This window comes from Streptomyces sp. EDA2-14 (assembly GCF_054963755.1).
Genome location: NZ_JBUEGE010000025.1, coordinates 57,014 through 69,699, shown reverse-complemented (window position 1 = coordinate 69,699; position 12,686 = coordinate 57,014). Strand labels below are relative to the sequence as shown.

The following is a 12,686-nucleotide window of genomic DNA, read 5'->3' as shown; positions in this document are numbered from 1 at the left end:
GTGAAGACCGCAACCGCCCCGGCCACCGACACCCCCCGCCCGCCGCTCACCCGGATCGGCAACAGCGCCAGGAAACTGCCCCGGTGGTGGCCGCTGCCCCTGGGCATCGTGGCCGGCGCGCTCGCCGGTGGCGTCTACGGCGCGGTCAGCCCGCCGCAGTACACGGCGACGAGCTACGTGATCGCCGTCCCCACGAAGAAGTCCGACCCGATGTCCGCGCTCGGCTTCGCCCAGGCGTACAGCCGGGTCGCCACACAGGTCGCGGTGCTGGCCGACGCCCAGGACAAGGCCGGTGTGTCGGTCCAGGAACTGAAGTCGCAGGTGCGTGCCGAGACGTCGCCGGACGCCCCGATGGTCGCCCTGTCGGCGTCGGCGGGCGAGCCCGCGCAGGCCAAGAAGATGGCCGACGCCGTCGCCCGCGCCCTCACCAGCAGCGCGAGCGAGGCCAAGTCCGACACCCACGTGAAACTCCTGCGCTTCAGCAAGGCCGTGCGGCCGACGGAGCCCTCGACGCCGTCCGCCGCGCTGACCACGCTCGTGGGCGGCTGTGCGGGCGGACTGCTGGGCGGGCTCGCGCTGTTGGTCCGTCCGCGGCGCGAGGACGTGTCGGCGACGGTTCCGGGTCCCGCCTCGGAGGCCGGGCTGCGGGGTGGCGCCTGATGACACGCGGCGGGTCCGAGCCGGTCGTCACGGTGTGCACGGACACCGCCGAGTTCGGGTCCCTGCGCGAGGAGTGGAACCGCCTGCACCGGTCGTCGCCGACCGCGACACCGTTCCAGAGCCATGCCTGGCTCCACTCGTGGTGGCTCTCCTACGGCGGCGCGGCCCGGCTGCGCGTCGTGCTCGTACGCCGGGACGACCGGCTCGTCGCGGCCGCCCCGCTCATGCTGCGCTTGCGCCCCTTCCCGGTGCTGACGCCCCTCGGGGCGGGCATCTCCGACTTCTTCGACGTACTCGTGGACGAGGAGAACGCCGGATCGGCGGAGTGCGCGGTGCGGGCGCTGGGTGCGGGGCTGTGGAGGCAGGCGAGCGGCGCGGTGGTCGACCTCCGGGAGGTGCGGCCGGGCAGCGCGGCGCAGGTCCTGTACGACAACTGGCAAGGTACGCGTCGTCGTTTCGACGACTCGGCGTGCCTGGAGTTGCCCGCGGTGCCGATGGACGAGCTGGTGCGGCGCATGCCGCGGTCCGGGGCCCAGCGGGCACGCGCCAAGATGCGCAAGCTGGACGCCGCCGGGATCGAACGCCGGATCGTGCCCGCGGCGGAGGTCGGCACTTCGGTGCTCCGGCTGCTCGCGCTGCATCAACTGCAGTGGCGGGAACGCAAGGTGACGACCGAGCACGTGACACCGCGCTTCGCGGAACACCTGTCCCGCTCGGCCGCCCTGATGGCCGAGACGGGCGACGCGGTCGTCACGGAGTTCAGCCTGGACGGGTCCGTCGTGGCGGCGGACCTGACGTTCGTGTCACCACGGCTCGCGGGCGGCTATCTCTACGGCGCCCACCCGCAGCTGAGGGAGCGCAAGATCGACGTGGCCACGATGCTGCTGCGCTCGTGCACCGAGCACCTGCGGGAGGCGCCGCGGGCCGGGGTGCTGAGCCTGCTGCGCGGCACCGAGCCCTACAAGCTGCACTGGCGGCCCAAGCAACTCGTCAACCAGCGCCTGCTGTTGGCGCGCCCGAGCAGCGCACCTCAGCTGGCCGCGCTCGTCGCCGGCATCAGGGCCCGCTCCGCCGCCAAGCAGGTGCGGGACGCCTGGCGGGATCGCGGTGGCGGCCGGGCCTAGGGGCCGGGCCGCCACCGCGGGGGACATGCCGGTTCAGGAACGGCGCTCCCACCAGTCGAACCGGACACACACCGTGCCTCCGAGCCAGCGCTCGACCCAGTCGCCCAGGTCGATCCGGTGGCACTTCGGCGGAGGTGTCGGCTCGGTCGGCTGCGCCGGCTTCGTCGGTTCGGCGGGCTTCGTCGGCTCGACCGGCTTGTCGCGGCCGGTCAGTGTGTCCCGGTAGACCTTCGACGCCTTCGGATTCTCGTCGCACTGCCACACACCGTGCGGACAGTAGTCCGTCAGCGTGTTGTAGAGCGCCTTGTGCTTGTCCATCCAGGCGAGCATGCGCCGCATGTACTCGGAGTTGTCGCCGTTGCGGAACAGCCCCCACTCCGGATAGGAGATCGGTTTGTCGTGCTCCTTGGCGAAGTCGACCTGCTTCTGCAGACCGTAGGGCTCGGACACCTGCTCGTCGAAGGACTTGCCCTCCGGCTGGTCGTACGCGTCCATCCCGACGATGTCGACCACGTCGTCGCCCGGATAGCACTCGGTCCACGGCACGGCGTCCCGGCCGCGGCTCGGCGTGAAGTCGAAGCGGAACTTCTGCCCCGGCACGGAGCGCATCGTCGTGACGATGCGGGTCCAGTACTTCTTCCACGCCGCGGGGTCGGGTCCGCAGCGGTGCGTGTAGGTGATGCCGTTCATCTCCCAGCCGAGCACCACGACGGTGTCCGGCACCTTCAGGTCGACGAGGCGTTCGGCGAGGGTCTTGAAGTGCTCGTCGAAGTCACCGGCCGCGCCGCGCCGCAGCAGCGTGCGCACCTGCGCGTCGGGCACGTGTGCCTCGTTGCGCTCCAGCATGGGTACGTTGAGCACGAAGAGATTGTCGTCGCTCTCCCTGCGCCACTTGGCCCAGCTGTCGAGGAAGTCCGGTGCGCCCTCGATGTTGCTCCACCTGTCGCCCGGCAGGTAGGTGTGTCCCACGCGCACGTCGGCGCCGCCGAGCCAGTCCGACAGCTTCGTCATCCGGGTCACGCCCCGGGGCCCGTAGTCGAGATAGGCGCCGAACGCGGGGAACTTGTGCTTGGTGTCCGTGCCGGGGGACGTGGACGGGCTCGGTGACGTGCTGGTGCTCGGGGACGTACTGGGGCTCGGGGACGTGGTGGAGCTCGCCGAGGTCGTGGGGCTCGCGGACGTGCTCGGCGATGCGGGGGGCTTGGGGCTCGCCGGGGGCGAGGGGTCGGCCGAGCCGGACGGGCTCGGGCCGCTGCGCGGGGTGGCGTCCGCGCGCTCGATGGAGACGGATCCCGACGCGACCATCAGCGGGATCAGAACACCCGCCGAGATCAGCGAAAGCCGTCTTCGACTCGTCCATCGCGTTCTGTTTCCGGCCATGCCTGCTCCTTGTTCCGCACTCGCTCCCTTCCTGACACTGAGTCATATAAACGCGGGCGGCGCCATTCGTGGGCCGTCGGACGACCGCCCTGCCTCACCCTCATGGGCCAGCGGCCGCGGCCTTTTCCGTGGGCCCGCCGCGCCGCGGCGTGCGCGGCAGGCCCCTGCCGGTCACGGGGTCGCGCCCGCTCGTCGGGGCGGCGTGCTCGTGCACCCGCGCCCCAATTGGGGTGACGTTGCGGGCGAACGGGTGAACGCGCCCCGTGCGGTGGGCTCGGCGGTGGTCCACTGGCACCCGGCATGAGAGTGCCCGGCTGCCTCCCTCCCAGCCGTCGGCTTCGCGCCGCAAGGGAGGCAGCCGCCCGGCGGACGGCCTCCGAGCCCACGGCTAACCGAACGTCAGCCGAGCAGGCCCGCCTCTTGTGCCAGCACCGCGGCCTGGACCCGGTTGGTGCAGTCGGTGCGCGTGAGGATGCTGCTGATGTGGGCCTTGACCGTGCCGGAGCTCAGGTGGAGCTGTGCGGCGATCTCGGCGTTGGCCAGGCCTGTGCCCAGCAGCCGCAGGATGTCGCGTTCGGCCGGTGTCAGGTCCGCGATCCGCTGTGCCGCCACGTCGCTACTGTGTCCCGTCCGGGTCCGGAAGTCGACGAGCTGGCGGGTGACCTGCGGGGCGAGGACGGGGTCTCCCGCGGCGGCGCGGCGTACGGCGTCGATGAGTTCGCGCGGGCCGGTGTCCTTGAGGAGGTAGCCGTGGGCTCCGGCGCGCAGGGCGCTGGTGACGGTCGGCTCCTCGCCGAAGGCGGTCAGCATCACCGCGCGGGTGCGGGGAGAGTGCCGGGCGATCTCGGCGACGGCGGTGATGCCGTCCCCGGGCATGCGGATGTCGAGGAGGGCCACGTCGACGGAGTGGACGCGGCAGGCATCGACGGCCTCGCGGGCGTCCTGCGCCTCGGCCACGATGCGGATCTCGTCGTCGTGCTCCAGGACCAGCCGGACCCCGGTGCGCATCAGCGCCTCGTCGTCGGCGATCAGGACTCGGATCATCGGCTCATTGTAGGACGGCCATGATCAACAGGGCGACGGTGCCGCCGATCGTCGGCAGCAGCACCAGCAGCGCGGCGCAACCGCCGCCCAGGATGCGGGGCCATGTGAGCACTTCCGTGGACAGCGGCGGCCGGGAGCCGGCGCCGTCGGACAGCGGTTTCGGTGAAGTGACGTACGAGGGTGGCACGTTGGGGCGGACGGGTATCCGGGCGGAGAGGACGAAGCCGCCCTCCGGGCGCGGCCCGGCGTGCAGGACGCCGCCGAGCAGGCCGATCCTCTCCTGGAGGCCGACGAGTCCGCTGCGGTTCCCTTCGCCGGGCGAACGGGGCTCGGGCGGGGCGTCGTTGACGACGGCGACCAGCACCGTCTCCCCCTCGTCCTGGAACGTCACGCGGACAGCGGCGCCGGGTGCGTGCTTCAGGGCGTTGGTGAGTCCTTCGCGGGTCACACGGTGGGCGGCCTGCCGGGTGCGGGCGTCCGCCTCCGTCAACTCCGATGCGTTCCAGAGCAGTTCGACGTCGGCGCCCGCGTTCCGGGAGTCCGCCACGAGGGCGGAGAGGGACTCACGAGTCCCGCGCTCGCCGATGCCCTCGCCGGACTGGTGGCGCAGTACGCCGAGGATGCCGCGCAGCTCTTCCATGGCCGTTCCGGCGGTGGTGTGCAGGAGTTCGGCCTGCGGGGCCAGCGGGGGCGCCTGCTTTTCGGCGGCGAGCTGGAGGGCGCCGGCGTGCACGGAGATGAGGCCGATGCGGTGGCCGAGCAGATCGTGCATCTCGGCGGCGATGCGCGCGCGTTCCTCCATGCGGGCCGTCTCGTCGGAGAGGAAGCGGGCCTGTTCGAGGTAGGCGTTGCGTTCCCGCAGCAGTCCCTTCAGCGGACGGCGGTGCCCCAGCACGCGGCCGGACAGCGCGGGCAGCAGGACGAACAGCGCGGCCAGCCCGGCGCCGGTGAGCAGGTACGGCAGCGTCGTTGGTTCGCTGCGGGACTGGGCGACGACCGACAGGAGTACGGCTCCGGCGGCACACGCCCCGACCGCCCACCAGGCACGCCGGGCGGAGGTGATGCGGCGTACGGCGGACCACACGACGTACGGCACCACCACCGTCGCCCATACGTTCTCCCCGGCGATCACCGGCATGCAGCCCAGCACCGCGAGGGTCGGGTACCTGCGCCGCGCGGGCACCAGCAGCGCCGCCCACACACCTAGGAGGGCGACCGGCACCGGGTGGGCCGGCGGGATCAGCGGGACCGGCACCAGTGAGCACAGCAGGACCAGGGCGGCGAGTACGGACTCGACGACGACCGTCCGCCGGGGCGCGGCTCGTACGGCGTTCCGGATCGCGGCGGCCTCGCGGCGTATGCGCACCCACGACGGTCGCACTACCGGGCTCATCGTTTCCTCCGTGCGGGTTCCGTTCTGAACGGCTGATCGTGTCATATGCGTTGGCGACCACTGCGGGCCCGCCGGGCTCCTCGGCCTCAGCCGACCCGAGCCGCTCCTCCGGGCACCTGGAGCTCCGGCTCCGCCCGCAGCCCGTCGACGTCCACGCCGGTCTCGGTCAGCACACGCGCGATCTCCGCCGCGGACTCCGCGTCCGTTCCGGTCTCGTCCAGCAGCGCGGCCAGCACGTGGGTCGTGCCGACCGTGGGCGAGCCCTGGTGGGAAGCGGTGAGCTGGGTGACGTGCAGGAGCCGCTGCTCGAAGTCGGCGGGGCCGCTCACCTCCGCGGGCTCCCCCACGTCGACGCCGGTGGTGGGAAGCAGTACGCGGGCGAGGGCGTCCTGCCGGGCGCCGTGTCGGCGCAGGAGTTCCGCCCCTCGGTTCGCCGCGCGCAGCTTCTCGGGCAGCTCATGCCCCGCGACGCGCAAGGACCGGTCCAGCGCCAGGATGCCCAGCAGCATGTCGACGGCCCGGGACTGCGGCTCCCCGCGCCGCACCGTCACCCGTGGTGTCTCCGCGCGCACGGCGCCCACGACCGCGGAGCCGAACCCGGCCCCGCCGCCGAAGACCCAGGTGGTCAGCTTCCGGGTCAGCGGATTGCCGCTCTTCCCGAACGTTCCCGCCTTGCGCAGCACGAACACCGAGGTGGGCTCGGGCGCTTCGTCGGTCCCCCGCAGCGCCTCGAGCGCGGCCGACGCCGCCGGGACATCGAGCTTCTCCACCACCATGGCCTCGTGGGCCCGCGTACCGGGCGACTCGACCAGTGCGCGGGCCACATGGCGTACGCGCACCGAGACGGTGCCTTCCTGTCGTGCGGCCTCCAGCGCCTTGCGCAGGCAGGACCGCAAGGCGCCGGTCATCGGCGGGAGTTCGACGCCTTCCGGGGCCCGCCCCTCCTCCCCCGTCCTCGCCTTCTTCTCCTTCTTTCGGTTCTCCCGACGCCGCCGCTTGGCGTCCTCGTGCCGGACCTCCCGCCACAAGGCGTCGATCTCCCGCTCGTCGTCGGGAGTTTCCACCACGCCGTCGCCCGCGTCGCCGCTGACCCACACGGCCGTCCCCCGGCCCGCGATCGATCCGCCGAGCGAACCGGCGGCCCGCATCCCGGGGGCGATCGCGGAACCCGCGGCCGAGTCACCCGCCACGAGCGCGGCCAGCACGCTCTCCGTGCCGAGGTCGGCGCGCTCCTGCTTGGCCACCGCACGCATCGCCTCCAGCAGCAGCTTGACGACGTCCTTCTCGAACTCGGTGGCCAGTCCAGTGTCGCGGTCGGACGTTCGCTGATCCATGGCGCTTCCCTCTCCGTGGTGTCTCCTGCTGAGAAGGAAGCTAGCCACGTGCCCTCCGGTGCCGCATCGGCCGACCGTCCAAGCTTCCGGTCCGATCGGCCAAGGTGTCCCCGGCTCTCCCGGGCCCATCTCTCCCGGTCGGCTCAGCCCACGTCCGTGTCGGCGGTCACCGCGTCGACCACGTCCCTGAGTTGGGCGCGCGCGGTGATGCCGAGCTTGGGAAAGGCCCGGTAGAGGTGCGAGCCGACGGTGCGCGGAGACAGGTAGAGCTTCTCGGCCACTTCGCGGTTGGTCAGGCCGAGCGCGGCGAGCCGCACGATCTGCTGTTGCTGGGCGGTGAGCGTCGCGAACGCGTCGGGCTCCCTCGGACCGCTCTGGGCTCCGGCGGCCCTGAGTTCGGTTTGGGCCCTGGCCTCCCACGGCTGCGCGCCCAGTCGACGGAAGACGGCCTCGGCCTCGACGAGCGGCGGGCGGGCGTCGGCGATCCGTCGGCGGCGGCGCAGCCACTGCCCGTACGCCAACCGCGCCCGGGCGTGCTCGAAGGGGCGACGGCCGAGCGCCGAATGGTCCAGGGCCGCGGCGAAGTGCCGCTCGGCCTCGTCGACGGGGGCGAGCAGCGCCCGGCTCAGTCGGACCAGGGCGCTCCTGCGCGGAGCGAGGGCGCCCGCGTCCGCCAGGGACTCCTCGACTCCGTCGACTATGCGGGCGGCCTCGTCCCGGTGGTGTCCACGGGCCGCGGCTGCCGCCAGTTCGGGCAGCGCCGGGTGGGAGAGGTGATAGTGCGCGGGGTTGCCCCGGCCGTCGAAGAGCGTCCGGTAGTGCTGGTAGGCGGTCTCGTGGTCGCCCTCCGCGGTGGCGGCGGTGCCCAGTGCGCGGTGGGCGAGGACGAGAACGGAACGGCTCTCGTCCGGGTCGACCAGGGAGAGGGCGTGCCGGGCCAGCGCACGGGCTCCGGCCGTGTCACCGCGCAGGGCGCGCAGCAGCGCCTCGGTCGAGGCGGCACAGGCCACGGCATGGTCGAGTCCCGCACGGGACGCGACGGCCTCCAGGTCGGCGCAGGCGCTCCGGGCGCGGGCCCACCGCCCCTGTTCCAGGTAGGCGAGGGCGGCGACTCCACCGAGGCCGTCCGGCAGCGGCCCCTGCGAGCTCCACGAGGCGAAGGCGTCGTCGAAGATCCGTGCCGCCGGCTCGGTCTCGTCCAGCAGCCAGGCCGCGACGGCGAGCAGAGTCAGCGTCTCCGGCTCCTTGCGCGCCGCCGCGGCCAGGGCGGGCAGCCGAGGTGCGAGGTGTGTGCGGGCCGCCTGCGGGTGCGCGACGGTCTCGGCCCAGGCCGCCAGAAGCCTCTCCCGCTCACTCAACTCAGGGGCGGGGTGGGCCGGGACGCGGGGCAGCAGGCGTTCGATCTCGTGCAGTTGGGTCGCGTCACTGGAGTAGAAGCGGACGACCGCGGCGGCGGCCAGGGCTTCGAGCGCCGCTCCGGATGCGCCGCGCTCCGCCAGCACGGCGGCCGGGCGCATCAGTTGTCCGAAGGCGGCGCTGTGCGAGGCGGTCAGGGCCATGAGCCGGCCGACCTGGAGGTCCGCGAGGGCCGCGGTCGTCGGATCGTCGGTGCTGGACCGGGTGCGGGTTGCCAGCCGTTCGACCGAGTCGAGCCGTCCGGTGAGGACCGACGTCCTGGTCGCGGCAGCGAGCAGCCGGGTGCTCTCGCTCCGGTCGGGGTGCAGGTCCGCGGCTCTCTCCAGCAGGTGCGCGGCGGCCCCGTAGCCGCTGCGCTGCCGCGCCCGCTCCGCGCCGCCCTCGAGTGCGGCCGAGACCCGCGCGCTCAGTCCGGAGGTGGCGGCGGCGAGGTGCCAGGCGTGCCGGTCGGGGTCCTGCCCACGGAAGAGGTCGGCCAGTTCCAGGTGCGCCGCCCGCCGTTCCTGCGCGGGGGCCGCCTGGTAGACCGCGAGGCGGGACAGCGGATGGCCGTGGCGCAGCCGTCCCCCGCCGCGCCGCACGAACCCGGCCTCCTCGGCGGGCGTCCACACCGGGTCGGCGACGTCGGGCAGCCAGGACCGCACCGCTTGCGCGGGATCCCCGGTGTCCGCGGTGGCCAGGCGCACCACGGCGCGGCGGGTCGCGGCGGGCAGGGCCGCCAGCCGGCCGGCGTAGATCCGCTCCAACCGGTCGGACACCGGCAGCGGGCCGTCGGGCCCCCGAGCGGCGTTGTCCTCGGCGGCGACGGAGCGGGCCAGCTCCACCAGTGCGTGGGGGTTGCCCTCGGCCTGGTCGAGGACGCGGTCCCGGACGAGCCCGGTCGGCACCCGTGGCTGGAGGTCCAGCAGTCGCACCGCCGCGCTCCGGTCGAGCGGCGCCAGTTCGAGGGTCACCTCCCGCGCGGCGATGTCGTGCAGCGTGTCGTCCCGGGTGGCGACCAGAAGGGTCACGGGTTCGTCGGCGGCCAGGCGTCGAGCGGCGAAGGAGAGGGCGTCGAGCGAGGCCCGGTCGACCCACTGGGCATCGTCCACGACCACCAACAGCGGCTGCCGCACGGCGAGTTCGGAGAACAGGGTCAGCACGGCGATCCCGATGAGCATGGGGTCCGGCGCCCGGCTCGGCCCCGCCAGGCCGAAGGCGGCTTGCAGGGCTTCCCACTGGCGCGGGGGCAGCGCCTCCATGTCCTTGCGGACCGGACGCAGCAACTGGTGCAGGCCGGAGAACGCCAGATCGCTCTCGGACCGGCTGCCGTGTACCCGCAGCACGCGACCGCCGTCCGCGGCGAACCGGTCCGCGACGGCTTCCACCAGGGTGGTCTTGCCGGCTCCGGGCGCTCCCACCACGGTCAGCAGCGGGCCCTTCGGGTGTGCGCCCGGGCACGCCGGTCGCACCGCCGCGAGCAGCGTGCTCAGCTCCGCGTCCCTGACCACGTCGTCCACCAGCTCTCTTCACCTCCCGCACATCGTACGAAGGTGGGCCCGGCGCAGGTGCAGTCAGGTGTCCGATACCGCCGAGGCATCCCCCGCCCGCAGGGTGGAGGACATCCACAGCCCCCAAGGCGAACGAGCCACGAAGGAGAGCCATGCCTCCCCTCACTTCCCCCGCGCCCCCGGCCGGGACCGAAACCGCGACCGGGACCGGGACCGGGACCGCCGCACCGGCGGTCAGCACCATCGAACTGGGTGACGTGCAGATCCACCGCGTCATGGAGTACTCCGACACCACCCCGATGACGACCGATGTCTTCTTCCCCAACAGCAGGCCCGACGAGTGGCAGCGTCACACCGAGCTGCTGGCGCCGCACCACTGGGACCCGCAGAGCGACCTCACCCGCGCCGCGACCCAGTCCTGGGTGCTGCGCAGCGAGGGCAGGATCATCCTGATCGACACCGGCGCGGGCAACGGCAAGTACCGCCCCCTGCAGCCGATCTGGTCCTACCTGAACACCGGATACCTGGCGAATCTCGCCGCCGTCGGAGTGCGACCGGAGGACGTCGACCTCGTCGTCAACACTCATCTGCACGACGACCACGTCGGCTGGAACACCCGGCTCGAGGGCCGGGACTGGGTTCCCACGTTTCCCAACGCGACCTATCTCATGCCGCGTCGGGACTTCGAGTACTGGAAGCCGGAGAACCTCCACAACACCGTGTTCGGCCGGGGCAATCAGAACGTCTACGAGGACAGCGTCGAACCGGTCGCCGAGGCCGGACTGGTGGAGACCTGGGACGAGTCGTACACCATCGACTCCAACCTCCGCCTGGAGTCGGCTCCCGGCCACACACCGGGTTCCTCGATCATCCACCTGGAGTCGGCGGGCGATCGCGCGATCTTCGCCGGTGACCTCCTGCACGGCGCGATCCAGGTGCACGAGCCGCACATCAACAGCTGCTTCGAGGAGGACGAGGACGGCGCCCGCGCCAGCCGTGCGCGCATGTTCGCGCACGCGGCCGACACCAACGCCCTCGTGCTCCCGGCCCACCTTCCCGGTCACGGCGCTTTCGAGCTGCGCCGTGAGGGTTCCGGCTTCCGACTCGCCAACTGGGCGCCGTTCTCCCTCACTTGATCCACGGCCGGACGACGCGAGGCGTAGGGCCTGCTGTTTGGACCAGCCCCTAAAGCAGGTTCTCCCGCGCCCAGTCCTCGAAGCCCGTCAGCGGCAGGCCCAGCGCACGCGCGAATTCCGGGCGGCCCGGCTGGCCGGCGGCGTTCATGAAGGCACCGGAGGCGCCCATGGGCGGCATTCCGGCGGCGAGGGCCTGCTCCAGGGTCAGGTCCGGTGCGGTGATCGGCCGGTCGAGGACGCGGCTGAGGATCTCGGCGACGTCCCCCATCGACCGGTACTCACTGGCCAGTTCGAGCTCCACCTCGTGGAAGCGGTCCGGGTCGGTGAGGGCCGCGGCGGCCGTGGTGCCGATGTCGGCGACCGCGGTGAGGGAGAGCCGGGTGTCGGGCTTGATGAGGGTGATCAGGCCGCCCTCGATGCCGCGCGGGAAGAGGTAGGCCATGGAGGGCAGCAGGTTCTCCATGAAGAAGCCCGGCTTGACGAGGGTCCAGCGCGGGAATCCGGCCTTGCGGACCAGGTCCTGGATGGCGGCCTTGGTGTCGAGGGCGGGGGCCATGAAGTCCCAGTGACCCTCGGCCCAGCCGGGAACCTCGGTGTGCTGCCCCGCGCCGGCGACGGAGGTGTGCACGAACTGCTCGACCCCTGCGGTCCGGGCCCCTTCGACGAGGTTGGTGGCCTGGGTCAGCTCGTTGCCGAAGTCGGCGCCCTCCGCGGTGAAGACGGGCATCTGGACCGAGAAGACGGCGCGGGCGCCCTCGGCGGCGCGGGTCACGGAGGCGCGGTCCAGGAGGTCCCCGGTGACGAGCTCGGCACCGAGAGCGGCGACGGCGCGGGCCCGGTCGGTGCCGGGGTCCCGGACCAGGGCGCGTACGGGGACACCTGCGGAGAGCAGCGCGCGGGCGGTGGCGCCGCCCTGGCGACCGGTGGCGCCGGTGACGAGCACGGGGGCATGCGCGTGGGCGAGGGGCGGGTTGGCGGGCGGGGTGGGCATGGGAGGACTCCTTCGACGTGCGACCGTCGGCCGACTGCCGCCGACCGGCGTAAGTGGCGGGGCCCGCCACTTACGTTCGGATACGATATGGCGGGCCCCGCCACTTAGCAATCCTGGAGCTGATCACATGGTCGAGCGGCAGCGTGCCGACGCCCGGCGCAACTACGAGCGGATCCTCGCCGTGGCCGCGGAGGAGGTCGCCGCACAGGGCGCCGCCGCCTCGCTGGAACAGATCGCACGCGTGGCCGGGGTCGGCTCGGCGACCGTCCGCAGACACTTCCCGACCCGGCAGGCACTGCTGGAGGCGGTCTCCCGGCAGCTGATCGAGGCGCTGTGCGCACGGGCCCGAGAGCTCGAGGGCGGACAGAGCGACGGCCGGGAGGCGCTGCTGGAGTGGCTGGGCGAGGTGCTCGCCTACTGCGTCACCGCGCGCGGACTGGCCGCCGCCCTCTCGTACGACGAGGCGACCGACCCCGTGCGCGGCAACTCCTGCGCGGCGACATTGATCGCGGCGGGCGAGCCACTGCTGCGGAGCGCCGCACAGGAGGGCGCCGTGGCGCCGCAGGTCACGGTCGAGGACCTGATCACCCTTGCCGTCGGCCTCGCCCTCGCCACGGAACACCACCCCAACCCCACCGCGCGCGCCGAGACGCTGCTCGGGCTGGCAGTGGCGGGGATCAGCCCGGAACACGCCTGACACGACACCCGGGACAACGCT

10 protein-coding genes are annotated in these 12,686 nt (G+C 72.9%); 4 read left to right on the top strand and 6 right to left on the bottom strand.

What is annotated here, in order from left to right; translation table 11 throughout:
* Together ACY34M_RS37510 and ACY34M_RS37505 are read left to right on the top strand one after the other, a co-directional pair.
* Window positions 1-660 carry a YveK family protein gene (locus ACY34M_RS37510; RefSeq protein ID WP_462722790.1) on the top strand — a complete coding sequence of 220 codons (660 nt, stop codon included), beginning with the start codon at window positions 1-3 and terminating at the stop codon, window positions 658-660.
* Window positions 660-1,784 carry a GNAT family N-acetyltransferase gene (locus ACY34M_RS37505; protein WP_462722791.1) on the top strand — a complete coding sequence of 375 codons (1,125 nt, stop codon included), beginning with the start codon at window positions 660-662 and terminating at the stop codon, window positions 1,782-1,784. Before ACY34M_RS37510 ends, ACY34M_RS37505 begins: the two co-directional genes overlap by 1 nt.
* A gap of 33 nt (window positions 1,785-1,817) precedes the next feature.
* Here ACY34M_RS37505 and ACY34M_RS37500 read toward each other — a convergent pair whose 3' ends face one another.
* The 5 genes from ACY34M_RS37500 to ACY34M_RS37480 all read right to left on the bottom strand — a co-directional run bounded on the left by ACY34M_RS37500 (window position 1,818) and on the right by ACY34M_RS37480 (window position 9,850).
* Window positions 1,818-3,164 carry a glycoside hydrolase family 26 protein gene (locus tag ACY34M_RS37500; protein ID WP_462722792.1) on the bottom strand — a complete coding sequence of 449 codons (1,347 nt, stop codon included), beginning with the start codon at window positions 3,162-3,164 and terminating at the stop codon, window positions 1,818-1,820.
* A 399-nt stretch (window positions 3,165-3,563) separates the two neighbouring features.
* Window positions 3,564-4,208 (bottom strand): response regulator, encoded by a 645-nt coding sequence (locus tag ACY34M_RS37495; RefSeq protein WP_462722793.1) that lies wholly within the window; start codon window positions 4,206-4,208, stop codon window positions 3,564-3,566.
* 4 nt (window positions 4,209-4,212) lie between these two features.
* On the bottom strand, window positions 4,213-5,601 hold the full coding sequence (locus ACY34M_RS37490) for a sensor histidine kinase (RefSeq protein WP_462722794.1): 1,389 nt from the start codon (window positions 5,599-5,601) through the stop codon (window positions 4,213-4,215).
* Window positions 5,602-5,687: 86 nt separating this feature from the next.
* Complete coding sequence (locus ACY34M_RS37485; RefSeq protein WP_462722795.1) at window positions 5,688-6,935, bottom strand: hypothetical protein; 1,248 nt, start codon at window positions 6,933-6,935, stop codon at window positions 5,688-5,690.
* Between the two features lie 143 nt (window positions 6,936-7,078).
* Entirely contained in the window at window positions 7,079-9,850 is a 2,772-nt protein-coding gene (locus ACY34M_RS37480; RefSeq protein ID WP_462722796.1) for an ATP-binding protein, read from the bottom strand.
* Between the two features lie 266 nt (window positions 9,851-10,116).
* On the opposite strand from ACY34M_RS37480, the gene ACY34M_RS37475 reads away from it, so the two are divergent.
* On the top strand, window positions 10,117-10,977 hold the full coding sequence (locus ACY34M_RS37475) for an MBL fold metallo-hydrolase (protein WP_462722857.1): 861 nt from the start codon (window positions 10,117-10,119) through the stop codon (window positions 10,975-10,977).
* Between the two features lie 49 nt (window positions 10,978-11,026).
* Here ACY34M_RS37475 and ACY34M_RS37470 read toward each other — a convergent pair whose 3' ends face one another.
* Entirely contained in the window at window positions 11,027-11,968 is a 942-nt protein-coding gene (locus ACY34M_RS37470) for an NmrA/HSCARG family protein (protein ID WP_462722797.1), read from the bottom strand.
* Between the two features lie 127 nt (window positions 11,969-12,095).
* Between ACY34M_RS37470 and ACY34M_RS37465 the strand changes: the two genes are divergently transcribed.
* Entirely contained in the window at window positions 12,096-12,665 is a 570-nt protein-coding gene (locus ACY34M_RS37465; protein WP_462722798.1) for a TetR/AcrR family transcriptional regulator, read from the top strand.
* The last annotated feature ends 21 nt before the right edge of the window (window positions 12,666-12,686 follow it).

What these genes read in the sequence shown, in the direction of transcription:
- ACY34M_RS37505 (WP_462722791.1), top strand. Translation starts at nt 660, where the DNA reads ATGACACGCGGCGGGTCCGAGCCGGTCGTCACGGTGTGCACGGACACC.
- ACY34M_RS37500 (WP_462722792.1), bottom strand. Translation starts at nt 3,164, where the DNA reads ATGGCCGGAAACAGAACGCGATGGACGAGTCGAAGACGGCTTTCGCTG.
- ACY34M_RS37495 (WP_462722793.1), bottom strand. Translation starts at nt 4,208, where the DNA reads ATGATCCGAGTCCTGATCGCCGACGACGAGGCGCTGATGCGCACCGGG.
- ACY34M_RS37490 (WP_462722794.1), bottom strand. Translation starts at nt 5,601, where the DNA reads ATGAGCCCGGTAGTGCGACCGTCGTGGGTGCGCATACGCCGCGAGGCC.
- ACY34M_RS37485 (WP_462722795.1), bottom strand. Translation starts at nt 6,935, where the DNA reads ATGGATCAGCGAACGTCCGACCGCGACACTGGACTGGCCACCGAGTTC.
- ACY34M_RS37475 (WP_462722857.1), top strand. Translation starts at nt 10,117, where the DNA reads ATGGAGTACTCCGACACCACCCCGATGACGACCGATGTCTTCTTCCCC.
- ACY34M_RS37470 (WP_462722797.1), bottom strand. Translation starts at nt 11,968, where the DNA reads ATGCCCACCCCGCCCGCCAACCCGCCCCTCGCCCACGCGCATGCCCCC.
- ACY34M_RS37465 (WP_462722798.1), top strand. Translation starts at nt 12,096, where the DNA reads ATGGTCGAGCGGCAGCGTGCCGACGCCCGGCGCAACTACGAGCGGATC.